The organism is Arthrospira sp. PCC 9901, from assembly GCF_059013425.1.
Genome location: NZ_CP102296.1, coordinates 1,068,328 through 1,094,266, shown reverse-complemented (window position 1 = coordinate 1,094,266; position 25,939 = coordinate 1,068,328). Strand labels below are relative to the sequence as shown.

At 44.1% G+C, this 25,939-nt stretch carries 23 protein-coding genes and 2 pseudogenes; 13 read left to right on the top strand and 12 right to left on the bottom strand.

Features of this window, described 5'->3' with window-relative positions:
* Positions 1–104: 104 nt before the first annotated feature.
* The 5 genes from NLZ44_RS04825 to ileS all read right to left on the bottom strand — a co-directional run bounded on the left by NLZ44_RS04825 (position 105) and on the right by ileS (position 4,666).
* Entirely contained in the window at positions 105–248 is a 144-nt protein-coding gene (locus NLZ44_RS04825; RefSeq protein ID WP_493752014.1) for a hypothetical protein, read from the bottom strand.
* A gap of 90 nt (positions 249–338) precedes the next feature.
* Positions 339–866, bottom strand: a complete 528-nt coding sequence (locus NLZ44_RS04820) for an AAA family ATPase (protein ID WP_006624232.1) — start codon at positions 864–866, stop codon at positions 339–341.
* A 173-nt stretch (positions 867–1,039) separates the two neighbouring features.
* Entirely contained in the window at positions 1,040–1,462 is a 423-nt protein-coding gene (locus NLZ44_RS04815; protein ID WP_006624233.1) for a type II toxin-antitoxin system VapC family toxin, read from the bottom strand.
* A complete protein-coding gene (locus tag NLZ44_RS04810; protein ID WP_006624235.1) occupies positions 1,459–1,704 on the bottom strand; it encodes a hypothetical protein in 246 nt (81 codons plus the stop codon). The genes NLZ44_RS04815 and NLZ44_RS04810 overlap by 4 nt, the downstream gene beginning before the upstream one ends.
* Before the next feature lie 67 nt (positions 1,705–1,771).
* Entirely contained in the window at positions 1,772–4,666 is a 2,895-nt protein-coding gene (gene ileS / locus NLZ44_RS04805; RefSeq protein WP_493752013.1) for an isoleucine--tRNA ligase, read from the bottom strand.
* Between the two features lie 137 nt (positions 4,667–4,803).
* Between ileS and psb30 the strand changes: the two genes are divergently transcribed.
* Positions 4,804–4,986, top strand: a complete 183-nt coding sequence (gene psb30, locus NLZ44_RS04800) for a photosystem II reaction center protein Ycf12/Psb30 (protein ID WP_493752949.1) — start codon at positions 4,804–4,806, stop codon at positions 4,984–4,986.
* 99 nt (positions 4,987–5,085) lie between these two features.
* Here psb30 and NLZ44_RS04795 read toward each other — a convergent pair whose 3' ends face one another.
* Entirely contained in the window at positions 5,086–5,490 is a 405-nt protein-coding gene (locus NLZ44_RS04795; protein WP_111890995.1) for a DUF4346 domain-containing protein, read from the bottom strand.
* Between the two features lie 234 nt (positions 5,491–5,724).
* Between NLZ44_RS04795 and NLZ44_RS04790 the strand changes: the two genes are divergently transcribed.
* The 7 genes and pseudogenes from NLZ44_RS04790 to NLZ44_RS04760 all read left to right on the top strand — a co-directional run.
* Positions 5,725–7,983, top strand: coding sequence for a ribonucleoside-diphosphate reductase subunit alpha (locus tag NLZ44_RS04790; RefSeq protein WP_493752012.1), 2,259 nt, complete (start codon positions 5,725–5,727; stop codon positions 7,981–7,983).
* 150 nt (positions 7,984–8,133) lie between these two features.
* Positions 8,134–8,346: a hypothetical protein gene (locus NLZ44_RS04785; RefSeq protein WP_006668400.1), complete on the top strand. Its 213-nt coding sequence runs from the start codon at positions 8,134–8,136 to the stop codon at positions 8,344–8,346.
* Between the two features lie 366 nt (positions 8,347–8,712).
* Positions 8,713–9,192, top strand: a complete 480-nt coding sequence (locus tag NLZ44_RS04780) for a ribonucleotide-diphosphate reductase subunit beta (protein ID WP_228116611.1) — start codon at positions 8,713–8,715, stop codon at positions 9,190–9,192.
* A gap of 359 nt (positions 9,193–9,551) precedes the next feature.
* The gene (locus NLZ44_RS04775; protein WP_493752011.1) at positions 9,552–9,890 is read left to right on the top strand and encodes a ribonucleotide-diphosphate reductase subunit beta; all 339 of its coding nucleotides are present in this window, start codon (positions 9,552–9,554) and stop codon (positions 9,888–9,890) included.
* A 292-nt stretch (positions 9,891–10,182) separates the two neighbouring features.
* Positions 10,183–10,962: a type I methionyl aminopeptidase gene (gene map / locus NLZ44_RS04770; protein ID WP_493752948.1), complete on the top strand. Its 780-nt coding sequence runs from the start codon at positions 10,183–10,185 to the stop codon at positions 10,960–10,962.
* 148 nt (positions 10,963–11,110) lie between these two features.
* Complete coding sequence (locus NLZ44_RS04765; RefSeq protein ID WP_493752010.1) at positions 11,111–11,851, top strand: response regulator transcription factor; 741 nt, start codon at positions 11,111–11,113, stop codon at positions 11,849–11,851.
* 244 nt (positions 11,852–12,095) lie between these two features.
* Positions 12,096–12,488 (top strand): annotated as a pseudogene (locus NLZ44_RS04760) (zinc ribbon domain-containing protein); the annotation flags it as partial.
* A gap of 236 nt (positions 12,489–12,724) precedes the next feature.
* Here the strand turns inward: NLZ44_RS04760 and NLZ44_RS04755 are convergent.
* The 3 genes from NLZ44_RS04755 to NLZ44_RS04745 form a co-directional block, all read right to left on the bottom strand.
* Positions 12,725–13,486: a PHP domain-containing protein gene (locus tag NLZ44_RS04755; protein WP_493752009.1), complete on the bottom strand. Its 762-nt coding sequence runs from the start codon at positions 13,484–13,486 to the stop codon at positions 12,725–12,727.
* Between the two features lie 185 nt (positions 13,487–13,671).
* On the bottom strand, positions 13,672–14,868 hold the full coding sequence (locus NLZ44_RS04750; RefSeq protein WP_493752008.1) for a HetZ-related protein: 1,197 nt from the start codon (positions 14,866–14,868) through the stop codon (positions 13,672–13,674).
* Between the two features lie 586 nt (positions 14,869–15,454).
* Entirely contained in the window at positions 15,455–15,589 is a 135-nt protein-coding gene (locus NLZ44_RS04745; RefSeq protein ID WP_257720169.1) for a hypothetical protein, read from the bottom strand.
* Positions 15,590–15,642: 53 nt separating this feature from the next.
* Here NLZ44_RS04745 and NLZ44_RS04740 point away from each other — a divergent pair, with 53 nt between their 5' ends.
* Together NLZ44_RS04740 and NLZ44_RS04735 are read left to right on the top strand one after the other, a co-directional pair.
* The gene (locus tag NLZ44_RS04740; RefSeq protein ID WP_493752007.1) at positions 15,643–16,386 is read left to right on the top strand and encodes an AAA family ATPase; all 744 of its coding nucleotides are present in this window, start codon (positions 15,643–15,645) and stop codon (positions 16,384–16,386) included.
* Positions 16,353–16,814: an AAA family ATPase gene (locus NLZ44_RS04735; RefSeq protein WP_006624252.1), complete on the top strand. Its 462-nt coding sequence runs from the start codon at positions 16,353–16,355 to the stop codon at positions 16,812–16,814. The genes NLZ44_RS04740 and NLZ44_RS04735 overlap by 34 nt, the downstream gene beginning before the upstream one ends.
* On the opposite strand, the gene NLZ44_RS04730 is transcribed toward NLZ44_RS04735, so the two are convergent.
* The 3 genes from NLZ44_RS04730 to NLZ44_RS04720 form a co-directional block, all read right to left on the bottom strand.
* On the bottom strand, positions 16,811–18,739 hold the full coding sequence (locus NLZ44_RS04730) for a cation:proton antiporter (protein ID WP_368662909.1): 1,929 nt from the start codon (positions 18,737–18,739) through the stop codon (positions 16,811–16,813). The genes NLZ44_RS04735 and NLZ44_RS04730 overlap by 4 nt on opposite strands.
* A gap of 234 nt (positions 18,740–18,973) precedes the next feature.
* The gene (locus NLZ44_RS04725) at positions 18,974–20,290 is read right to left on the bottom strand and encodes a GH25 family lysozyme (RefSeq protein ID WP_493752006.1); all 1,317 of its coding nucleotides are present in this window, start codon (positions 20,288–20,290) and stop codon (positions 18,974–18,976) included.
* 152 nt (positions 20,291–20,442) lie between these two features.
* Complete coding sequence (locus NLZ44_RS04720) at positions 20,443–21,105, bottom strand: class I SAM-dependent methyltransferase (RefSeq protein WP_493752005.1); 663 nt, start codon at positions 21,103–21,105, stop codon at positions 20,443–20,445.
* 180 nt (positions 21,106–21,285) lie between these two features.
* On the opposite strand from NLZ44_RS04720, the gene trxB reads away from it, so the two are divergent.
* The 3 genes and pseudogenes from trxB (at position 21,286) to rpoD (ending at position 25,686) form a co-directional block, all read left to right on the top strand.
* Complete coding sequence (trxB, locus tag NLZ44_RS04715; RefSeq protein WP_493752004.1) at positions 21,286–22,638, top strand: thioredoxin-disulfide reductase; 1,353 nt, start codon at positions 21,286–21,288, stop codon at positions 22,636–22,638.
* A gap of 34 nt (positions 22,639–22,672) precedes the next feature.
* Positions 22,673–23,556: pseudogene (locus tag NLZ44_RS04710) on the top strand (ABC transporter permease).
* Positions 23,557–24,522: 966 nt separating this feature from the next.
* Entirely contained in the window at positions 24,523–25,686 is a 1,164-nt protein-coding gene (gene rpoD / locus NLZ44_RS04705; RefSeq protein WP_006668411.1) for an RNA polymerase sigma factor RpoD, read from the top strand.
* Positions 25,687–25,939 lie beyond the last annotated feature (253 nt).

Sequence of the window (25,939 nt, the reverse complement as noted above, 5' to 3'; positions counted from 1 at the left end):
TTTAGTCGGGGAAGAAAACATGATTTTTAATTATACCAAAACTCATGTAAACTTACAAATATTGCCTGGGATATTCTGAGCATAGACCACCTCTGGTAAACTAATTATAGGGGTGAGGATATCTCCCCTTTGATTTTCTCCTCCACCCTACAGCTTTTCCGCAGAGATTCATCGACGTTTCGCGATCGCATTTTCTCTGAGCAATTTAGTCTGAGCAATTTGGTCTGAACAATTGCGATCAATACCATAATATCTCACTGGAGATTTAGGGCTAAGATTAATAACCCCATTAGGTCAATCCCTGGTCAACACAGAAGGGCGATCGCATTTTTTAACCATCAACGAATGATGAAATTGGGCTTTAAGAAAATACATCTGGACAAATAAATTCTACTTTTACTCCATGAGTGGCTAATTGATCGCCAAAATCTCGCCAATCTGAATCTACCGCATTTAATATGGGCGATTGATGGTGCGATCGCCACCGCGACAAATTGGCGATCGGATAAATCAAGACCATCCAGATTTGGAGCAATGGAAAATAATGTGCGATCGGGTTCCCTTTCTAAATCGGGAATTTCTAGTAAATTGGGCAGCTTCCACTCGACAGAAATATAGAGTTTTCCCGGAATTTGATGGTTATGCAAGATGTCCGAAAATGTCCCCAACTCAACATAAGCCCCCCTCGTTTCCAGTACCCGTTGGCGATCGACTGCTTCAACAGTTTGCTTCAGCATCAGTAATAGTTGTAAGATGGAAGTTTTTCCCGAACTATTGGTGTCAAAAAAGCCAGTCAATGGGGCGATTCTGATGTAGCCAGTATCCTGCCAGGATTTGAAAGATTTGGCGCGTAACTGGGTAATCATTTTTATGGTTTACGATATCTCCTTAACAATTAAGACTAATACATATTACTATCGGGCTTGCCTCTTAGACTGAGAAAAAAGGAGAACAACCCGGTTTTCTCACGGAACAATTCAGTTAGTAAAAATCACCCGCTAAGGCAGCCACACACCGATATTTTGTCTACTTGTGATAATTATCGCTCGTTAGGAATCACTAAAGGGATGATTTCATTTTTATTTTTCCGATAGATTCTAAAGTCACTATCAAGGGTCAAGACAAGGCTATTCGGATCAATCTCTGCCATACGCACTAAACAGGCATCTGCTAGAGACATCGGAACAGACTGGTAACGTTGCATTAATTGATGAACCATCGAAAATTCATCGATGAGTCTAAACGGAATTTTGAGCTTTTGGCTGTTAATCAAGTTGAGAATGGTTGTTTCTGCACCATAAATTTTTCTGAACAAAAAGCAGGTTTCAGTTATCACAGGTTCGCAGGTTATGATTGGTGAAGAAATATTGTTTAGTTGATTTTTGACCCAACTATGGTATTGTTCGCTACGGTTTAAAAGAGCAACCAGAAACCCTGTGTCAATAATTACTGTTGGTTTCATTCTGTGCCGAATCCTTCTAAGTATTTTTTATTGGTGGCTAAATCGCCGGGTCCCCCTTCTAGGCATCCGATAAATTCATGGGCATCTTCTAAAAACGATCTGCTTTCTAGGGATACATCTGTTTTTTCGGTCTTGGTTTCTGGATAACGTTTTTTGAGAAGTTGAATGAAGTCAATGAGTAAGTCTTGCGCTTCTGGTGGCAGAGTTTGAATGTCGTTTTGAATTTGGTTTAGATTATTCATACTTGTAATCTCCTATGAAGTAGGAAAAATTTAATAAACCGGGTTGGGAGAAACCCGGTTTCTGTGGTTAAAACTCTCCGGCTAAAGCCGAAACACAACGTTCGCAGATAGTGGGATGTTCTGAAGACTCACCGACATGGACAGAGTAATTCCAACAGCGATCGCATTTTTCGCCCTCAGCATTCACCACAGCGATCGCCATCAATTCCGACTCACTTTTATACTGCAAATCTGCCAGTTTATCTGGATTTTCCAGTAACTCAACCTGAGAACAAATCAACAGATATCGCAAAGCATCAACGCCGTTATTCTGCTTAAATTCCGCCGGATTTGGATTCATTGCCGCTAACTGTTGACGCAATTTTTCATCTGCCACATATAGCAAGATTTTAGCATCCAGAGAAGAACCCACCATTTTATCTTTGCGCGCCTGTTCCATCACCTGATTAACCTCGGCGCGAATCTCCCGTAATTTCACCCAAAACTCTGCTAATTCAGGCTTTTTCCAGGTTTCATCTAACCGAACCCAACCAGATTCAAATACTGATAAATACGGCGTAGAATATGGTAGATTTTGCCAGATATCCTCTGCCGTATGACAAAGGACAGGCGCGATCGCTTTCGCCAAATTTTCTAGGGCGATCGCCAAAACAGTCTGACAACTGCGCCGCCGGAAACCATTTTCCGCGCTAATATATAGTCGGTCTTTCGCAATATCCAAATAGAAATTGGATAAATCCACCACACAGAAATTTTGCACCACCTGAAAGAATCGGAAAAACTGGTAAGTTTCAAAAGCGTCTGTCACCTCCGCAAACACTTCCGTCATGCGGTGCAACATATACCGATCTAACTCCGGTAAATCCTCATAAGCGATCGCATCTTTTGCTGGGTCAAAATCATGCAAATTCCCCAACAAAAACCGCGCCGTATTTCTAATTTTGCGGTAAACATCCGACATCTGTTTCAGGATATTTTTACCCAAAGGTACATCCGCCGAATAATCCACCGAAGACACCCACAAACGCAGGATATCCGCACCATAAGCGGGGTCTTGTTGTTGATTTTTGCCCCCATTAATAACCACAGCCGGGTCTACCACATTTCCCAGGGATTTACTCATTTTATATCCCTTTTCATCCAGCACAAAACCATGAGTTAGCACAGTTTTATAAGGTGCAATCCCATGATTAGCCACACTGGTTAATAAACTAGACTGAAACCAACCCCGATGTTGATCAGAACCTTCCAAATAAATATCAGCCGGATAAGCCAATTCTGGGCGCTGTTTAGCCACCGCCGCCCAAGAGGAACCCGAATCAAACCAGACATCCATAGTATCGGTTCCCTTGCGGTATTTCTTGCCATTATTAACGTAAGATTCCGGCAGTAATTCCTCAACCGAAAGTTTCCACCAAGCATCAGTACCGTGTTGAGCAATAATATCTTTTACATGGTTAATCGTTTCCTCATTTAGCAGAGGTTCCCCCGTTTCTTCCTCATAAAAAACCGGAATGGGAACCCCCCAACTGCGCTGACGAGAAATACACCAATCACTGCGATCGCTTACCATTGGCGTAATCCTATTTTCTCCCTGTGAGGGAATCCACTGCACCTGTTTAATAGCTTCTAAAGCCTGTTCACGGAAACCTTCCACCGATGCAAACCATTGTTCTGTCGCCCTAAAAATTGTCGGTTTTTTCGTCCGCCAATCATAGGGATATTTATGTTGATAGGGTTCCTCTTTAATCAAAGAACCCGCCTCTTGTAACGCTTCAATAATCGCGCCATTAGCATCTTTGAGAACATTTAAACCCGCGAACTCTCCCGCCTCCTCCGTAAAATCACCATTTTCATCTACTGGCGAAAGTATAGGTAAACCATAACGCTGACCTACGATATAATCTTCCTGACCGTGACCGGGTGCTGTATGAACCAAACCCGTCCCCGATTCAGTAGTCACATAATCACCACCAATTAAAATCCGACTTTCCCGGTCAAATAGAGGATGTTTATAGGCGCAATTTTCTAGTAGTGCGCCTTTCACCGTAGCTTTCACAGTTAAATTAGTGTTAAAAGTAGCTGATAACCTTTCCACCAATTCCGCAGCCACCAACAGATATTTAAACTCAATAGGACTTTCTGAATCCCCTTGAGTTTCTACCACCGCATAGGTTAATTCTGGATTCAGAGAAACTGCCAAATTTCCCGGAATCGTCCAAGGCGTAGTCGTCCAGATTGCTACTCCTAAATCCGGTAAATATGGACTCAGTAACTCTCGCACCGATTCCGCTAAACTCGTAATTCTGAAAGCTGCATAAATACTGCGGGAAGTGTGACCTTCGGGATATTCTAATTCCGCTTCCGCCAGGGCTGTTTTGGAACTCGGACTCCAATGGACTGGTTTTAGACCCCGATAAATGTATCCCTTGAGAACCATAACACCGAATACAGCAATTTGAGCCGCTTCGTATTCCGGAGTTAGGGTTAAATAGGGGTTTTCCCAGTCTCCCCACACCCCATAACGTTGAAATTGGGTTTTTTGTTCTTCAACGGTTTTCAGGGCAAAATCTCGCGCTTTCTCACGCAAAGTTAGCGGGGTGAGTTGTTCCCTTTCTGACTGCTTCATCTGTTGCAGCACTTTCAATTCAATCGGGAGTCCGTGACAGTCCCAACCCGGCACATAGCGGACTTTTTGCCCCTGTAGGGTTTGGTAGCGGTTAATAATATCTTTGAGAATCTTATTCAGGGCGTGGCCTATGTGTAGCTGTCCATTGGCATAAGGCGGGCCATCATGAATTATAAACCGATCGCCCCGATTGTTTTCACAGAGGCGATCGTATATCTGGTTATCCGCCCAAAATTTTTGTAATTCTGGTTCCCGTTTGACGGCATTAGCCCGCATATCAAACTTAGTTTTGGGCAGGTTAACCGTGTCTTTGTAGGCGTTTTTTTCGGTCACGGCAGTATACTGAACGATTCTCTAGGGTTAGCAGTTTTCAGATATTTTAACTCTGTTGGGGACAGCTTGCCACAAATTCACCATCGCGCTTGTTGAGTTTTGTAACGTTCCTTAAAATAATTGGGCGATCGCCTGATATGATTAGACCTTGGTTTGTATCATCGCTTTGGGAAGTTTTGGGAGGAACAATGGACTTTATTACCAACTTGTTCAGCAATGTCAATTTTGAACTGATCGCCCAGTTACTAATGCTATCACTGATTGTGATTGCTGGCCCGGTGGTGATCGTATTGTTGGCGTTTCGTGGGGGCGACCTGTAGCATCAGACCCCCAAAATCTCTGAATCCAACGGAGGCGGGTGGGTTTTACCTAGCCTCCCGTTTTCCTGTCCCTACCAGCAGACCTACATCGACTAGAATTTAGTCCTGGATGTAATCCTGTCCATTCACTAAAGCCATTTCCGCCCGGACGAACTCCCGCCCCAGGTATAGGGCATGATCCAAACAAGTCAGCGGACTCTTACTCGCTTCTTCTGTGATTTTAATGCCTAATTCTTTCGCCGTTCTTCCCCGGTAAATACCAATCGGAGTCCGCTTTAGTTCCCCTTTACACGGGAAAGGTTCCCCCGTGTCTGGATCCACAGCTAGACCCTGTTCGTTGATATCGTTGCTATAATGTTCCGCGCAAATTAAGCCCTTGTCCCGGTCAATATAAATGATAAAATAGCCCCCCGGATCGAGTTTAATAAAACGCTGGGAGAGCTTGTCATCTAAGGCTATGCGTTCTTCTGGAGATAGGTTGGTGTTCGTTGATAGAGTAGACACAAAAGTTAAAAATGCGATCGCTACAATACAGTCTACTTATTACTTTACAATATCTCGATTATTTAACAGAGGATTGTATCAATTTATACAGAAACCCCCAACTGTTAAAAAATATTAATTGGGCCATTTAGCACTAGATATAGCGTAAAACGAGAAATTTGTCAATACCTGTCACTAAATATATATATAGAGTAAATTAGTAAAGCTGATTCAAATTCCAGACAGAAACAGACCATGCAAACCCTATCAACCACAACTGATACCCCCTTCAATCGCCAAATTCAGGTAATCCGGCGGGATGGATCATTAACTCTTTTGGATGTGTCCAGAATTCGCGCAGTCGTCAACTGGGCTTGTGAAGGCTTAGATGCTAACCCCATTACTTTGGAAGCTGGACTGACCACTCGCCTGAAAAATGGAGTCACCACCAGGGAAATTCAGGATAACTTAATAGGTTGTGCCTTAGAGTTGTGTAGCCCCTCAGACCCAGACTGGCGGTATGTAGCCGGGAGGCTGCATATTTGGAACTTGTGGAAAGATACCCTAGTTAGCCGTGGCTACCAATATGAGGATTATTGCCAAACCGTTACTAGCAAAGTGAAATCTGGTCAGTATGACGCGCGCTTATTAAAATATACCCCCGACCAGTTGAGAGAAGCGGGAAGCTGGATTAACCCCCAATGGGATAAAGATTATGATTATGCGGGGGCGGTTTTACTAACTAAACGTTATTTATTACCCGAGGAATTACCCCAAGAAGCCTTATTATCTTGTGCCTTATTATTAGCCGTAGTCGAAGCCCCAGAAAAACGAATGTTTTGGGCGCAGAAATTCTATAAAGCGATCGCCCTGCGTCAGATTTCTTTAGCCACCCCGATTTTAGCTAATTTGCGGATTCCTAACGGGTCTTTGAGTTCCTGTTTTATTATCGGTATGGATGATAATTTAGAGAACATATTTGACACCATTAAAGACGCTGCTCGGATTTCCAAAAATGGCGGCGGTGTTGGCGTAAATGTCAGCCGCATTAGGGCAACAGGTAGCTGGGTAATGGGTAAGCCTAACGCATCCGGTGGCGTGATTCCCTGGATTAAACTGTTAAATGATACCGCCATTGCTGTCAATCAGGGAGGCCGTCGCGCTGGCGCAATTACCGTCAGTTTAGATGTGTGGCATTTAGACATTCTCGAATTTTTGGAGATGCAAACCGAGAATGGAGACCAGCGCCGGAAGGCTTATGATATTTTCCCTCAATTAGTCATTTCTGATGAGTTCATGCGCCGGGTGCGTAACTGCGAAAACTGGACTCTGATAGACCCCTACGAAGTCCGGGTAAAATTGGGCATAGAATTATCAGAATTATGGGGAGAAGAATTTGAGTCAGCTTATCAAAAAATTGAATCTTATTTAGATGGTGAATTAAAGCTATATAAGCGGATAAATGCTAGGGAACTGTTTAAAAACATTATGCGATCGCAAGTAGAAACCGGGATGCCTTATCTGTGGTTTAAAGATACTAGCAACGCCGCCAATCCTAACCAACACGAAGGATATATTCCTGGGGGTAACTTGTGCCAAGAATCTTGGTCTAACGTCAAACCAGGAGAACTCGCCCATACCTGCAACTTAAATAGTCTCAATCTCTCTAATTTAGATTGGCAAGACCTACCCAATATTTGCGAAATAGCCGTCCGCATTTTAGACAACACCATCGAAATTACCCACCCACCATTTCAAGCCAGTATTGACCATAATCAACGTTATCGCACCATTGGCGTGGGTGTCATGGGGTTAGCGGATTGGTTAGCCAAACGGCGTTTTTCCTATAGCCATTTACAGGAAATTAGCAACCTGTTTGAAGATATCGGATTTTACTGCACTAAAACCTCAATGGAACTCTCCAAAGAAAGGGGGGCTTATCCGGCATTTGCTGGAAGTTCCTGGAGTCAAGGTAAGTTAATTGGTGCTAAACCAGTCGATTGGTTTTTAACCCACGCCGACGATAAACACAGGTGGAAAGAATTAAGCGAAGATATCCAAAAATATGGGATTAGGAACTCTCATATAACCGCCATTGCCCCCAACACCTCATCATCCTTAGTCCAAGGTTGTACCGCCAGTGTATTACCCTGTTATAGTCGTTTCTTCTATGACAAATGGGCGAAAGGAACCGTACCCATTGCGCCTCCCTTTATTAAAGAAAACTTCTGGTTTTACCCAGAGAATAAAACCCTAGACCAGCAAATTGTTGTCAAAGCCGTAGCCACCATGCAGCAATGGATTGATACAGGGATATCAATGGAGTTGATGTTTAACCTCAATCAAGGCGTATATTTCCCCGAAGAACCCGCGCGCAGCCTTAAAGCTAAAGATATCTTTGAAACCCTGATGGCGGCTTGGGAACAGGGGTGCAAAGCCATCTATTATGTGAGGACAGTTCAGCGGGACAGCTTTCAAGAATCCGAAGATGCCTGCACAGCTTGTGCAAATTAGCTATAATATCCGTTACCACTAAACTTCTGGTCGGGGGAATCCTAAATTCTCCCGATTAGTTTGGTGTTGTTGATGAAAATTAACCGCTGATAAATACAACTTTTCAGCATTGATAAACATCAACAAAAACTCCCGTTTTGGATGGAAAAAATGACGCTTGTACTAAACTTTAACGGTCACAACAATAAGCAAATCAACAAAATGCCTCTCAATCCCATCTTTAATCCTGATGGTAACGATGATGTGGCTCACCGTTCAATGTGGTTTGGCGAGACTACCAACCTAATGCAACTCAATGATGTTCGCTATTCTTGGGCAGTCGGTTTATACAAGCAAATGCGCGAAAATTTCTGGGTTAATTAGGTAGCCCAGATTAAACCCCTTGAAAACGGGGGAACTCTGGAGTTGCATGGTTCGCCAAAACTGGGGATAAACGACAAGGAACCTTAACAAGTTGATGTTAAACAAAGAAAAGGTTTTTTTGCGCTAATGGCGATCGCATATAGCACTACAGACAATCCCGTGCCCAGCTCACAGATACTGAGAAGGTGTAGAGACTATCCAGGTTATGGAGTAGGCAGTAAGCGGTTGACTGTCGAAGCGGGGGGCTCTTTTGTTTCACAAGAGATGATGATATAGTCCGATCTATGTGGTGACACATAGCAGCTTGAATAAAGCGGGCAACACCTAGCGACTGTTGTTGAACATCAATGACCTGAAAAATTAGACATCACCCAGGATGTTGTCGATTACACTAATTTAACCCCTGATGAACGGACGGCATTTGATGGAATTCTATCTTATTTAACTTTCTTGGATTCCATTCAAACCTGCAACATTCCGTATCTGAAAAATAGTGTAACTGCCCCAGAAGTCAGCCTCTGTATGGCCGAACAAATCTCTCAAGAAGGAATGCACAATCAGAGTTATCAATACATGATTGAAACTATCATTCCTTCGGAACGGAGAAACTACGTTTATGACTTTTGGCGCACCGATAAAGTTTTACGCGATCGATGTGAGTTTATCGCCGGACTTTATCAAGAATATGTTGATGATCCCACCCCGGAAAATTACTTTGTCTCATTGATGGCAGATTACTTGTTAGAAGGAATGTACTTTTATAATGGGTTCATTTTCTTCTACAATTTGGCATCGCGAATGTTAATGCCTGGAAGTGCCGATATTTTCAAGATGATTAACCGTTAATGTTAGCGGCTATTGTCAGTAATGATAATAGAAAACCCCTTGAATTCAGGGGAAGTCTCATTGAGATAATCCTGAGCGAAACCTATGCTAATTAGCATAATGTTCAAACTATGTCAGAGTTAAAATCTGGTAACTGTATGAACAAGGGACGTGCAAAGACCATCCAGAAATGGAGTAGAGTCAAGCGACTCGAAGCGGGGGGAATCCTTCTTACATAAGTTAAGGATTGTGATATGGTCTGTTCTATTCGGCGACGGGTAGCTGCTTAAATCAAGCGGGTAGGGAATAGCGACCCCTACTGAACATTAAAGGACGAACTTTCTCATGTGCGGTTATTCCAGAAAATTATCCCGGAAGCTATGGCAATTTTTCCCCATTCCCAAGACCGGATTTATGAAATGTTCGATGCGGCTGTTCAACATGAATGCCGCTGGACCAATCATATTGTTGGTAACAACATTTTGGGAATTACTGAACACAGTACAGAACAGTACACTAAATATCTCGCTAATATCCGACTGCGTTCTATTGGTTTAGAATCCCTCTATCGTGACCCTAAATACGAAAAGAGTCCCTATACTCATTTAGAGCGTTTCTCGGATACTAAAAAAGAAGCTCACACTAAGGCGAACTTCTTTGAAGCCAGTGTTACCAGTTATGTGATGTCTTCCGGGGTCAGTGGTTGGGATGAAATTTGAGGATTACCCACCACTAAACTGTTAGCAACGCAACCAAGACAGGAAGAGACTATCACAAACCTTCTTCCTGTTTTGATTTCTACGGTTCTCTGTCTCGAATTGCTACCATGAGTAATCATACTGAGTGCTTGATACCCATATAACCCAGACATTCCTCAACAGGTGTTCTACAATAAGATATTGCACCCCTGTAAAATCCCATTAATTTAATCTTTGAGATAATGAGAAAACTGTTTAGCGATTTAATTTCCAAACCTACACCCCCAGCCCCACCCCAACCCAAACCCCCCAAATTAAAAAACGCCGTGGCGGTATCAGCATTAAAACCCCCGAACAAATCGAAATCATGCGAGAGTCGGGTAGAATAGTCGCGACAGTCCTCAAAGAGATCTCACAACAGATCAAGCCTGGTATGACTACCGCAGAAATCGACGCCTACGCTGAAAGGCGGATTAGGGAATTAGGCGCTGTTCCTAGCTTTAAAGGCTATCATGGCTTCCCGGCTAGTATTTGCATCTGCATTAATAACGAAGTAGTCCACGGTATCCCCCGTAAAAATAAGGTGATCCGTAACTCAGATGTGGTAAAAGTCGATACAGGAGCCTACTACCAGGGTTTTCATGGAGACTCCTGCATCACTATTGCTATTGGTGAAGTGACACCATCAGCTAGTAAACTGATTAGAGTGGCTGAAGAATGTCTCTATAAAGGCATTGAACAAGTCAAAGCTGGAGCCTACTTGCTAGACATCGCTGGAGCTATTCAAGACCACGCAGAAGCTAATAACTTTCAGATTGTCCAAGAGTTTACAGGTCATGGGGTAGGAGAAAACCTGCACGAGGAACCTTCGGTGTTTAATGTCCGCACCTATGATTTACCTAATGTCAAGCTCAAAGCAGGTATGACCCTAGCCATTGAACCTATTTTAAACGCTGGCTCTCGATTTACCCGTATCCTTAGCGATCGCTGGACGGCAGTTACGGTTGATAACGCCTTATCTGCCCAATTTGAGCATACTGTATTAGTGACTGAAAACGGCTACGAAATTTTAACCGATCGCCATCAAGTCTAAACAGATACCCCACCAGCCAAAACAGGTAAATTTTCCTCAACCCTACTAAATACCCTCTTCCTTGGGTCTAGGGTTGAGGAGAGATCCACTTTCCCCGGCTTCGGCTGATAAGTCATCAAACCTGTTAACTTTTATCAACTTTATAAAAATGTCAAATCAAATCCCAGAAAATGAGCCACAAGGGGAAGAAATACCCCCAGTATCTCCCCGACTTTTATTAGTAGATGATGAACCTGGATTAAGGGAAGCTGTTCAAGCCTATTTAGAGGACAGTAACTTTATTGTAGATGTCGCGGAGAATGCTAAACTGGGCTGGGAATTACTACAGCAAAATCTACCGGATTTGGTAATTACTGATATTATGATGCCGGAAGTTGACGGCTATCAATTCCTCGAACAAATGCGGTCAGAACCCAAATTTAAAGCACTTCCTGTGGTGTTTTTAACTGCTAAAGGTATGAAAGGCGATCGCATTCAAGGTTATCAAGCCGGTTGTGATGCCTATTTATCTAAACCCTTTGACCCAGAAGAATTGGTAGCCATTGTTAAAAACCTGTTAGAACGTCGAGCCGCCACCCGCCAAGAAGCCGAAGACGGCACCCCAGATATTACCGCCTTAGCCGGACAAATTGCCCGCATTGAAAATATGCTCAAGGGTAAAACTGGCATCAATTTGAGTCCTTCCCCCATTAAAATTGACCTAACACCCAGAGAACAAAGTGTTTTAGATTTAGTCGCTCAAGGACTAATGAATAAAGAAATAGCCAGCCGTTTAGAAACCAGTGTCCGCAATGTCGAAAAATATGTGAGTCGGTTATTTACTAAAACTGGAACTAATAGCCGCACTGAATTAGTCCGTTATGCTCTCGAACACGGTTTAACCAAGTGAAAATACTTGGGTATTTGTTAAGATTTATTGAGAATCATCATGAAATCTCCATTTTTTTGTTAGCATTCAGTCAGAGAGCATGATTTAATCTCAAATTAGGTTAACATTTTACGGCAATACAGTATAATACCAAGTATGGTGCTCGACCTTCGGGTATGAAATAGAGCTGAAATGGGCGAAATAACTACCCGGTGAGGACTTCAACCCCTTGGTTGATTGGGTCGCATCCCTGACCATCCCATAACACAGCCGGATTTTTTGGCTCACCTTCGAGACTTCCAATATGGTTGCCAAGGTGAAGCGTCTAATCAGGTCTGAGACTGCCAGCGCCATGCTGACATGGGCGCATTATCGATTCAAACTAACCCTGAGACATAAGCGCGGAAATAACTGAACAGTTGTAGATGTGACCGAAGAATACACCAGCAAAACCTGTACTCACTGTGGTCATGTCCATTCCCAGCTAGGTGGCTCAAAAGTGTTCCGATGTCCGGAGTGCGGGTTCACTCTACCACGGGACTGGAACGGTGCTTTGGGAATCTTTCTAAAAGCTTTGCGGGATACCGCCTCTGTTACCTTAACGGGTAATAGTGCTATCGTCGCATTGTCCGGGAACAACCGGAAAAATGTCGCGTAAATGTATCAGTTCAAATTGACAACAGTCAATCCGATTATGAAAACCTCTGTTTGGCATAAAGAATCAGTATCAACCCTAATCCAAACATTTTTACTCCTGGTGCTGCTGTTGAGTTTTTTCCTGATGATTAGTATGGCAGGCACCGTTTGAGATTAGAGATGATCGAATTATCGCGATGCACGATGCTCAATGACCAAAAATACACCCCGTCTCTTTTGAGCGGGGGAGTTGAAAATTTAAAGTCGCACTAATAGGTTAAGGCCGTGGGTATCGGTGCCACAGGTAGGCAGTAAATTGTAATCCCAAGCCAGTTGTTGTATTTCTTCAGTAATTTTCGGCGTTGGATACCAGGGGTTAGTCCGGCGATAGCCATAGAAAACCTCAACGCCATCAATTCCCAGGCGACTGGCTTCTGGGATGAGTTCTGCTGCTGGGCGGCGATAGCGTGCTGGGTGAGCTAAAACAGCTAGACCGCCAGCATTTTGGATAGCGGCGATCACAGCCCCAGCCCCGGAATTTTGACGAGGGGCGGAATGATGCTGTAAATAGGGATAGATACTGGGAGCATCTGGGTCAAAAGCATAGCCCAAAATATGCACGTCGGTTTCCAGGAGGTGGGCGTTAATTTCAACACCCGTCCACAGGGTCAGGGATGAGGTGTTGTCTGGTTCGCCAGCATGACTTTTCCGGTGATTTAACCAATGCTGGGCGATTTGATAGCCCTCAGTGGTATGGTGGTCTGTGATTGCAAGTCCTTTGAGTCCAATAGCGATCGCCTGTTGAATTAGGGCGATCGGGTCAAGCTGTCCATCCGATTTCGTGGTATGAGTATGGAAATTGTAGGATGTGGGACAGCTATCCGCATCAATTTTCTGTAAGACTTGAATAAGTGCTGACCGACTCATAGCCGTAGACTCAACATATTGCTTATGAGCATTTTCCCAAGTTTTCGATAAACTGGAGAAGGATGCAGAAGCCGGGACAAGATTGACTGACATAGCCGTCGATTTCTTAATAAACCTTTACCTACATCTACTGTATCGAATTTATGAGGCCTGATGTGGGATTTTGGCTAATTAAATCACGATTTTAGATTTAAAATTCTTATATACACTTACTAACTGCCATTTTAGGGAAGGATGGGGCGATCGGGTGGAATTGCCGATGCCCATTTTTCCCCACCCTAAGCTGATGCTTCACTGTTGCGATAAGTAGCGGCCTGATTAAGCAATTTAGACCAACGCTTCTGTACCTGTTTGGGAGTACATTTGAGAGCGACTGCGATCGCCTTATCAGTTTCTCCATCGCGCTTGAGTTGCAATAAAGTCCTTTCCGTCAGAGACAGATTATCTTGAAACACCCGCCATTGCTCAGTAGTCATCCCCAGTTTTTGGTCTAAGTCCGCTCCCAACCACTCATGAACCAGTTTCCAGTTATTAGAGTTAGCAAACTTTTCGACATGGTACTTAAACCGCTGTTGTAAGTAGTCCCGTTGACGAGGGGTGAGATTAAGGGCCTTATCAATATCGCAGGCTTGCCAATCCTGAAGTTTCAGAACCAGATAATCTACACAATCATTCTGACCCTGAGCTTCCAGATATTGTATCAGTTCTGCAATGACGCGATCGCGCAATACAGCATCAGCCGGGTCAACCATCTCAGACACCATCAAATCGCGAATTTGCTGCATAGCGTGGGTGCGACTTTGAGCCTCAGCTTCCTCAGTTTTGCCCCCCTCAACCGCCAATTCAATATCAAGAGACATTTCTGGGGGTTGACCTTTAGCAAAACCTTGAGCCCGCAGGACGATTAACCGTTGGCGGTTGCGACCCGGTAAACCAATCTGACGCTTGGCATATTGTTCTGTAAAAGCCATATATTCCGAGAGTTCTAACCGAGTTTGGGGGGTGTATTCCGCTTCCAGTTGATGTTCACGACGAAACGCCCGCAGAGACTCAATATAGAAGCCTTGGAGGAAATCTTCAATCAAATTATACCGAGCCTGGAAATGCAGATTAGAGTTAAAAGGAGCTACATGGCGGTACACCATCGCGGCCAAATTTGAGTGCAGTTCAACCCGACCTTGGCGAGAACCCAGACGATAGTATTGTAAGCATTTTTGCAGGCGATGGCGGGCTAAGTTCAGTTGCCAGGTTCCTACTTCCCCGGAATCTTGAATCCGCTTGCTTTTGCTGCAAATGCGATCGACTTCTATAGCAATTCGCATCATGACTGACTCGCTGCTGGCTGGTTTCAGTTTCAGAACTTGCTGAATTTCCTCTAGGAGGCTGTTAACTACCGTTTGAGTATGTAAGGTCTCAACACTGTTATCTGACAGTTCAGCGGTGGCGACGACGTTGGTAGAATTAGTATTAAACATTTTAATTACCTGGTATAAGTGGGCTGTTGCAGAGGTTGAGGCGTAGGTGCAAGGTCTTGGCTGGCTTGTTTGTTTCCCTGTCCTGATTCAACTCTCTACAATTTGAATAGTAGGAGCAACCACATTCAAACAGGGTCTGAACTGTTCCACTCTTTTAAGTAACTGCAATCACTGCTAGGGTGAACTGACCCACTATGTGAATATCACTCTCGAACCTATTTCGCTCAAACTCCCTCTGGATAAGGATTTAGACATAAGCGCGATCGCTCCTTTTCCCCCATCGTTCAACCTATAGGACTACCCCCATTTCGTAGACAGTTACCTAACTGGTTCCTTCTGTAGTCTTCTCAAATTGATCTTGGGTTCCACTGGCTTACACCCAACCTATTAAATATGTTGGGTTCCCCAAAAGTGACAGCAAAACCCCCTGATGTTGGGTTCCACCACAGTGACGGCAAAACCCCCTGATGTTGGGTTCCACCACAGTGACGGCAAAACCCCCTGATGTTGGGTTCCACTGCGTTACACCCAACCTACTTAAAATAGATGGCTGTATCATGGCCTGAGTTCCTGGTATAATATTCGTCTACTGGTGATTAGATGGCACAAATCCCTGAGATTCCACGAGTCCCTTCCACTGAGCATTAGAAATCTGTCGATAGTAATGTAGTAATAGCGATCGCCCTGAGCCGAAATAAATTAAATTAACAATTATTCCCATTCAGCCATCAGCTCATCCCTCCCCAAATCGATAATTAATATGCCCCCTTTTTTATGAAAATAGTAGCTCTCCGAATTAAAAACTATCGCGCCTTTGAATCCTTAGAAATTAAAGATATTCCCCCCTTCTGCGTCATCATTGGAGCCAACGGCACAGGCAAATCAACCCTCTTCGATATCTTTGGATTTCTGCGTGATGCTCTCCAAAATAATATTCGGCAAGCCCTGCAAGTTAGAGGCGGATTTAACGAAGTAGTTACCAGAGGAAAAAGCCACGAAAATATTGAAATAGAATTAAAATTCCGCATGGAAATATCCAACACAGAACGCCTGGTTACCTATATTTTGATTGTCGGTCAAGAGAAAAGACGACCCATAATCTATCGAGAAATTCTCCGCTATAAACGTGGTGAACATGGTAAACCATTTCACTTTCTGGAATTTCAAAAAGGTCAGGGATATGCTATTATCAACGAAGAAGACTTTAGCCAACCTGATGAACACCTAAAACGGGAAGAACAAAAACTTGAATCCAGCGATATTTTAGCCATTAAAGGATTAGGACAATTTCAAAGATTCAAAGCCGCCAGTGCCTTCCGTTCACTTATCGAAAACTGGCACGTTTCCGATTTTCATATTAGCGAAGCCAGAGGCAGCAAGGATGCTATGCCGAACACCTCTCCCCCACAGGCGATAAGATGGCAGTCGTTGCCCAATATATCTATCAAGAACACCCGGAAATATTTGACGAAATTATCCAGAGAATGCAGCAAAGAGTCCCAGGAATTTCTAAGGTAGAAGCTCAAGAAACGCCAGATGGTAGATTAATCCTTAAATTTCAAGACCAAGCCTTTAAAGATCCTTTTATCGATCGCTATGTTTCCGATGGAACCATGAAAATGTTTGCTTATCTAATCCTCCTGTTTGACCCTAAACCTCACCCTTTACTCTGTGTCGAAGAACCAGAAAATCAACTCTATCCGAGTCTTTTATATGAACTGGCTGAAGAATTTGCCAGCTATGCTGCTAGAGGCGGACAGGTCTTTGTATCTACCCACTCTCCAGACTTTCTCAATGCTGTTCCCCTGGACAGTATTTTCTGGCTCACCAAAGAACAAGGAATCACCAAAATCTCAAAAGCCAGCCAAGATAAAAGCCTGATTAATCTCGTCAACGCCGGAGACTTACCTGGGTATCTGTGGCGTGAAGGCTGGTTGACTAGCTAGTTACTAGGTTCTTTAGCGGAAATAGTTTCGAGGTGAGGAGATGGAATCGGAACTTCCTCGACGACAGGATGCTTATCGAGGGTGAGATCGGTTTGTTGAGAACCGGATAAACGTTTAAGTAGTTTAGGTTTAGGGTCATGGAGTAAGTAAATAATACGATCGCCTGCTTGCCAAGTTTCCGCCACTGGGACTACCTGAAGCTGTTCTTGACGCAACAGTAATAGAGGGAGAAACTCCCCTGACCGAATCATCGCTTGTAAATGCGATCGCTGAAACTCCAGTCCCGGTTGTCTCAGCAAAGTTTCCCCCAACTTCACCTCACGGTCTTGGACATATTGACTCCACTGTTTGAGGGGAAACTCTGGAATAAAAGCCTGTTGTACCTTCTCTTTACCATTACTGTTAGCCGTTTTCTTTTGAGGTTCTTGGGGAAAAATCGCCAACACACGGGGAGGCTGGAACTCTTCCGCCGCCCGTTGTGCTAAAACTAGATTCACCTCACCATTGCTAGTCATAGCCAGGAAAGTCCCCATAGACTCAAGTCCCGCCTCTTCCAAGACATTAGGATCAAGGGCGCTACTCTGATAAACACGCAACCCTTCATCCTTAGCCTGTTCGCAAGCCTCTGGGTCAGTATCAATAATCACCACGGACTCATTGCGTTCTTGGAACATTTGTCCAATCAGGCGGCTGATGGGATTTGAACCGACAATTACGGCTCCGGTAGCTGTAGATGATGTAACTCTTAATAGTTGAGCCACATATTTAGCCGTTAGTCCTTGGGTGACAACAGTCATAATAATCGTCAGGAAAACCAAAGCCTTAATGGAGTCTCCCCCATTCATTCCCCGTTGAGTCAACAGAATCGCAAATAGGGAAGACACAGAGGCTGATACAATTCCCCTAGGTCCTATCCAAGCAATAAAAAACTTTTGTCGCCAGTTAAGTTTACTCGATAGGGTACAAATCAAAACGTTAATGGGACGGACAATAAACATCAGAGCGAGTACAGTTAACACACTCCCCCACCCCAAGGCGACAATACTTTCTAAAGACAGATCCGCGGCTAACAGAATAAACAGCACGGACACACATAACATGGTCAGTTGTCCCTTAAAGCGGCGCAGTTGACGCATTTCTGGAACCCCGACAGAACGCACCACCATACCGGCGACAACTGCAGTCATTAGCCCCGATTCACTACTGACCAATTCAGCAGCATCATAGAGTCCCCACAGAGCAGCTAAGACGACTAAACTGGTGAGATCCTCAGACATAAACTTAGCTTGTTTGAGACTCCACCCCATTAATGCACCACCGACGACCCCGATAGTGGCACCAATTCCTAGACGAGTGATTAATTCCCGGAACAACTCCACGGGGTCAGCACTGCCACTGAGAACTACATTAAGCACTAAGACGGCGAGAATAGCACCAATGGGATCGATTAGCACTCCTTCCCCTTCCAAAATCGCGGCTACGGGTCGATCCACAGAAACCTGTTTGAGTAGGGGACCAACTACAGTAGGTCCGGTCACAACGACTAAGGACGCATACAGAAAGGCGATCGGCCAGGGAAATTCCCCTAGCCAATGAGCAGCCATACCACCACCGACCAAGGTGATCAATGTTCCGGCTGTTACTAAGTTACGGATACTTCCCGAAACAGCCCCTAAAGCTCTCAGTTCTAGACTTAATCCCCCTTCAAACAGAATTAGGGCTACCGAAAGGGAGACAATGACTTCTAAGCCATCGCCGAGTAAGTTGGGATGAACTAGCCCTAAAATATCATTGCCTACTAGGATACCGAATATCAGTAGAAAGACAATGGCAGGAACTTTCAGGTAGTCCGCTAAAACTTGAGCACCGATACCACTAATGATGGTTATGACCATCAGCATGGTGATCTCAAAGGATGTGTCCATAAGGGTTACTGTCGCACGCTCAAAATATCTTTCTTAACTTGATATCAGACCCGCCATGAAACAGAGGAGGATTCCATCTACTCCAACAAATCAAAAATTGATTATTGTTGAACTTCTGGCGGGGTAACTACTTGGGGTAGATAGTCTGACATGAACCCAATGGGAACTGGGAACTTAGATGTTAATGTTAACCTATCCTAGATTGGGCGATCGCCTTACCCCGTATATAGCAGTTTATCGAGAACTGGGTCTACGCCATAATCTGGCAAACTCTACCATGGTAGGGGCGGGAATTTGCGTTTGTAGCCATTCGATCGCCTCTTTTTGGGTAGCAGTCCCCTTGTAGAATTGACAGACATCGAGTAACCGAATATCAACCACTACTTCCGGGGTGGCGTTCCATTTCTGTTCAAATTCCAGCAAGATAGTCGCTGGAATTTCCCGCTGTAACCACCGCAAGGCTTGATTTTGGTTCGGCAGATCCCGATAATAACGGCACACATCTATAATTCTAATCGACTGGGTTTGGGGAGTAGCCTGATTTCTCCACAAACGCGCAAACTCTAATAAGGTCTCCGATGGGATTCTCTCCTGTAACCAGACTAAGGCTTTATCTTCCGTCGCAGAACCACGATAGATCCTACAGATATCAATTAGTTCTAAGGTTGGTGTCGGTGCGGGTTCCGGTGCGGGTTCCGGTGCGGGTTCCGGTGCGGGTGTCGGTTCTGGTGTCGGTTCTGGGGTCGGTTCGGCTTCTACCCTTGGTGGGACGAAGTTTTCCACTTGACCCATTAATGCAGTCCAGGTTTTTAAGCCAGCTACCCCATTTTTTTCTTTAATGCTCTTGTTATCCTGAAAACTGATGACAGCCCTTTCGGTTCCCGCGCCAAAAATGCCGTCAATTACTCCGGGTTCAAAGCCGCGTTTTTTCAGCATTGTCTGCATCAATTCTACTTTCGGTCCCCGTTCCCCTCTGCGGATACTCTCAAAGATGTTTATATCTACCCCGCCTCGGATACCATCAACTTGACCGCGATCTGTATATTGCCAAAATACCCAGGTTTTCCATTTTCCTGGTATGGCTGGTTTTTCGGCTTGGGTATAGTGGGCGATCCATAGGGGATATTCCGAAAAGCGATCGGTGTTCAGTTGTTGCCAAAATCCTGGATAGGTGTAAATTATCGGTTGATATCCGGTGGCTGCTTCGATCGCTTCTAGCCACACAGCAGCGCGATCGCATATTGTTTTGGAGTCTAGCCCGTCCGTGGTTTCAATATCTAACACCGGGGGTAAATCTCCCGGTTCCAGGGGAACAGTTCTCAGGAAGTTATCGATTTGTCCTTGAATATTGCTGGCAGGCCTAAAAAAGTGATATGCTCCCCTAATTAAGCCGTTGGCTTTGGTTGCTTTCCAATAGGGAGCAAAAACATCCGCCACAAAGGTGGCTCCCTCCGTTGATTTAATTACAGCAAACTCCATACCGGAATTAGCCACTGCTTTCCAGTCAACGTTGGGTTGGTAGTCTGAAACATCTATACCGCGTATACTCATGGGTTTGACATTTAACAATAATATTTTGATCGGGTATTGGCGAAAATTCGGATCAGCTCATCAAATCGCTATCGGGCCAGTAAATTGAGCCATTGACTCTAGTTTCGCACTTTGACTATAATACTTCTGAGTTCCGTTGATTAACAGTTATGTTAGCCGATCGCTATTTGTTCCGCCGTCCAGTGGCGATCGCTTGATGTATAAACTTTAACATCCCCTAATCCGGCTTGGTTCAACATCTCCTGCACTTCTTCTAAGGTAAACGCCGCCTGTAGGGAATCTCGGAATAGTTGTTTTTGATGCTGGTTGCAGTCCCCTGCATATTCCTCTACTAGGCGATCGCGATCGGCTTCATTTTTCGGTCGCTGTAAGTCCCGCAGGAAAATCCCTCCCCCCGGTTTTAATACTCGTTTTACCTCACACAAAAAAGGTAAAGGGTCCCCTAGATGATGCACTATACTATTGGAAATTACTAAATCAAACTGACCGTCAATATATGGCAACTTTTTGGCATCCACTAAGGCTAATTCTACTTGATTACTCACTGCCGCAGCCTTGATATTACTCTCCCCTATTTTCAGCATATTTTCGGATAAGTCAATCCCGATAATTTGCCATCCTGGCTTGTGTTGGGCTATCAAAATCGGGATGCGCGCTGTTCCCGTTCCCGCATCTAATACCATCCCTTTTGATTTGGGTAAAACGGCGATCGCCTGTTCCGCAAAAGCTCTATTCACCTCTAAAAAGTCCATAGAGTCATACTCTACAGCCTCCGACCAACTATCCATTACTTCCGGTTCTAACACTCGTTTCATTTAGATGCCTTTACCCATCAACTTTGACAAAAAATCATTTATTAACCTTCAATTATTATTGATGAATTATTGATTGTCAAGTCCTGAACCCTCCTCGGATGATTTTAGGAAACTTGCCTTAAACAAAGTCCTGATGGTTTATAATGAAAGATTGTATAATTTCCCCCTACCATATTGAAAATGGTTGAAAATTTAGTGATTATCGGTTCTGGTCCCGCTGGATACACTGCCGCTATCTATGCAGGACGCGCTAACCTCAAACCCATTGTATTTGAAGGATATCATAAGGGTGGGGTTCCCGGTGGACAATTAATGACCACCACAGAAGTAGAAAACTTCCCCGGTTTTCCTGATGGTATCACCGGACCGCAATTAATGGATCGCATGAAAGCACAAGCCGCGCGCTGGGGGGCTGAATTAATTACCGAAGACGTGATTAAAGTGGATCTCAGTCAAAGACCCTTTACCCTCACTTCCCCAGAGCGGGAAATCTCTACCCATAGTATTATTATTGCTACGGGAGCTACTGCTAAACGCCTAAACCTACCAGGGGAAGAAATTTTCTGGAGTAATGGCATTTCCGCCTGTGCTATTTGTGATGGCGCTAGTCCCCTATTTAAAGGAGTGGAATTAGCCGTTATCGGTGGCGGCGACTCAGCCGCAGAGGAAGCCGTTTATTTAACTAAATATGGCAGTCATGTACATCTTTTGGTGCGTCGAGATGAGTTGCGTGCTAGTAAAGCTATGCAGCAGCGGGTTTTACAAAACCCCCAAATAACCGTTCATTGGAATACCCAGGCAGTTCAAGTATTTGGCAATGGTAAACTTGCGGGAATTGTCGTCAAAAATAACCGCACCAACCAGGAAAGTGAATTGCGGGTTAATGGTTTATTTTATGCCATTGGTCATACTCCCAACACTGATATTTTTGAGGGACAGTTAGAACTGGATGCTGTCGGTTATATTGTCACTAAAAATAATGGCGTAGAAACCAGCGTTGAGGGTGTTTATGCCGTGGGAGATGTTCAAGATCATGAATTCCGTCAAGCCGTCACAGCCGCAGGTAGTGGCTGCATGGGGGCGATGTTAGCAGAACGATGGTTATCCTCTCATAATTTGGCTCGGGAATTTGCACAAACTCAATCATCATCAGAGACAACAGCCGCCCACCCAGAAACTGAGGCGGCAGACACTGAGGAAACTTACGATATCAATAAAACTAAGCATAAAGGAAGTTATGCCCTGCGGAAACTCTACCATGAGAGCGATCGCCTAATTATGGTTAAATATGTATCCCCCGCCTGCGGCCCATGTCACAGCCTCAAACCGATTTTAAATAAATTGGTCGATGAGTTTGATGGTGAAATCCACTTTGTCGAAATTGATATAGAACAGGACCCGGAAATTGCACAAAATGCCGGAGTGATGGGAACTCCAACTATTCAGTTTTTTAAACATAAGGAGTTAGTCAGAGAAATGAAGGGGGTTAAACAAAAAAGTCAGTATCGAGATGTCATTCAAAGCAATTTATAGTTATCCTTTCGGTATGTTGATTGTTAACTGAACAATGACTTCCACTAAATCTCGATTGGCTCGATTTTGGACCCGCGCGGGTTCCCCTAGTGTTTCCAGTTGGATGATGACAATTGGTTTTGTGATCACAACTGTTTTTGTGGCGATCGCTATTTTCTCCCCAGTATTAGAAAGTTGGGGATGGATACAGAGTCCCACCGAATTTCTCGCCAACCCCATTCATCAACCCCCGGACTCAAGCACTGGTTTGGAACCAATCGCCAGGGGTATGATATCTTTTCTCGTACCCTATTCGGCACTCAAGCAGCCTGGAAGGTGGTACTGTTAGCAACAGTATTAAGTTTATGTATCGGCGTTCCTCTGGGGCTTCTGAGTGGCTATCAGGGCGGGAAAATAGATCGTTGCTTGTTGTTTTTGATGGATACCATCTACACCTTACCGGGACTGCTGCTATCCATTACCTTAGCCTTTGTCGTTGGTCGTGGGGTGTTTAATGCAGCCTTAGCCCTTAGTATTGCCTATATCCCCCAGTATTATCGGGTAGTTCGTAACCATACCACCAGCGTCAAAACCGAATTATTTGTCGAAGCCGCCCAAGCCATGGGGGCTGATACTTGGACAGTGCTTTCTCGCTACCTGTTCTTAAATGTAATTCAGAGTGTCCCGGTTTTGTTAACTCTGAATGCAGCCGATGCGATCCTGATTTTAGGAGGATTAGGATTTTTAGGCTTAGGGCTACCACCAGAAACTCCTGAATGGGGCCATGATTTACGCCTAGCCTTAGAAGCCCTTCCCACCGGGATTTGGTGGAGTACATTGTTTCCCGGATTAGCCCTTACCATCATGGTAGTGGGGCTATCTTTGTTAGGAGAGGGAATTAGTGAGTGGATAAATCCTAAGACCCGAAATCAAAGTTAAACCCAGAAAATGATGAATAAATCAACAATTGACCACCAAATATTAAGAGATGACAGCAAAAACTTAATGTGATTTAACATTTTATGGGATTCCATTTTTTCAAATTTGAGCTACCTTAACAGAAAAGGCTGACGCAATCTGAGAACTCAATGATCACGTTTACCGTGGAAGTCTTTATTGAACTGGAGTTCTCCGATTCATCTGGTTTCAGTTTTTTGAGCAGATCCCTTGGCTACTGACCAAACCCAGCAACTTAGCCTCTATATGATGCAAGTTGGCATTAGTCCTGTGAAAGCGGGAAAACTGAGGATATCCTGTATTCGACAACCCAGTTGGCCGGTTTGAGAATACCCAGTCTTGAAAATTCTCTATTGAGGACAGACCAAGGGATTGAGACCTGAAGTAGCGCCAGCTATGGAATCACCGAGATGGTGCTGACCAGATATGTATTTCAATTCTGAATTAAACTCCTCGAAGTTTCTCCGCGAGGTTTGGGATGAAAATTAAAATAGGATTGCTCAATTAACCTAACCCCCATAGTTCGTGATCTGGGCTAACATAGATTGGGAAAGCGATTCATAAATAACTTAATGAATTGTACCTACCATACTTATTGTGTTCCTTGACACGCTAGGGGTAGGGTAAGCCAGAATGAATCGATGGCAGTAGTAGTCAAACTCCCTTGGTCTCCAATGCTGTTGCTAATGGGACTGAGTTGGCTGTTGTAGTTCACCCGGTCAGGGCCGACCCTGGTCAATGAAACCTGAGATATTTTATCTATATGGTTTGAACAACTTTTGTCACCCCTAGCTGATTGGCTGTGTCGGAATTAAATCATCAATAGTTTATGATGATCAAGCCGATGTTACAGTCAGACCCAGTGGGTAATTGGCTAAACTGTCATAAGACAGATATATTCTGTCTCTCGTGATGGATTCTTGAATTGAGGAGCATGAGGAACGCGGCATGATCCAAATAAAAGACGGACTCGCAACCACCATTGAGCCTGAAATGGAAACAATTGAATTATCTGACCCGAAATCTGATCCAGATTTAGTTGAAAATTTGTTTGAACATGGAGAATCTCTCCAACAAGAATTAGAGGAGTCTCAATCTGAAACAGAACTAGCTAAGGCTGGGAGTGCCGGGAAATCTCGGCGACGTGCCCAGACAAAAAAAAAGCACTATACAGAAGATTCGATTCGACTGTATCTTCAGGAAATTGGTCGGATTCGCTTACTGCGAGCCGATGAGGAAATTGAACTGGCTCGTAAAATTGCCGATTTGCTGGAGTTGGAACGAATACGCGAAAAGCTAATAGAGCATTATCATCGCGAACCTAACGAAAAGGAATGGGCAAATGCGGTTGATATGAGGCTACCAGAATTCCGCCGTCGCCTATTTCTGGGCAGACGAGCTAAGGATAAAATGGTTCAGTCTAACTTGAGGTTGGTGGTTTCCATTGCTAAAAAGTACATGAATCGGGGTTTGTCGTTTCAAGACTTAATTCAAGAGGGAAGCCTAGGGTTAATCCGGGCGGCGGAAAAATTCGATCACGAGAAAGGCTATAAGTTCAGTACCTATGCGACTTGGTGGATTCGTCAGGCTATTACTCGGGCGATCGCTGATCAGTCTCGGACGATAAGACTTCCAGTTCACCTGTATGAAACTATCTCTCGGATCAAAAAGACTACTAAACTCCTATCTCAGGAAATGGGTCGTAAACCGACGGAGGAAGAAATCGCTACCCGGATGGAAATGACCATCGAAAAGTTAAGATTTATTGCTAAATCTGCTCAACTACCTATTTCTCTGGAAACTCCCATTGGTAAAGAAGAAGATTCTCGCTTGGGAGACTTTATTGAGTCTGATGGAGAAACCCCAGAAGATCAGGTTTCTAAGAATTTGCTACGGGAAGACCTCGAAAGTGTATTAGATACTCTTAGCCCCAGGGAACGAGATGTTTTGCGACTACGCTATGGACTCGATGACGGACGGATGAAAACCCTAGAAGAAATAGGGCAGATATTCAACGTGACTCGGGAGCGCATTCGCCAGATAGAAGCTAAGGCTTTACGAAAGTTACGTCACCCCAACCGCAATAGTATTCTCAAAGAGTATATTCGCTAGGGGATACCTACAGCCTGAACCATAATTTGGTCTTATATCACCCAGAGAACAACTTTCTGGGTGTTTTTTTAGTTTTGTAAATAAGATGAGAAAAAATTAATTTTTTGGGGAATTTGAGCCGGATGTTTTCTCATAAATTTTAAGTTATTTCAATAAAGTTATAGATTTGTGTAAACAGTTGGCTGAAGGGGAAATTAATTGATAATAGATGGTTTTTCAGAGGTAGGATGATTAGATGTAAACATTTAATTTT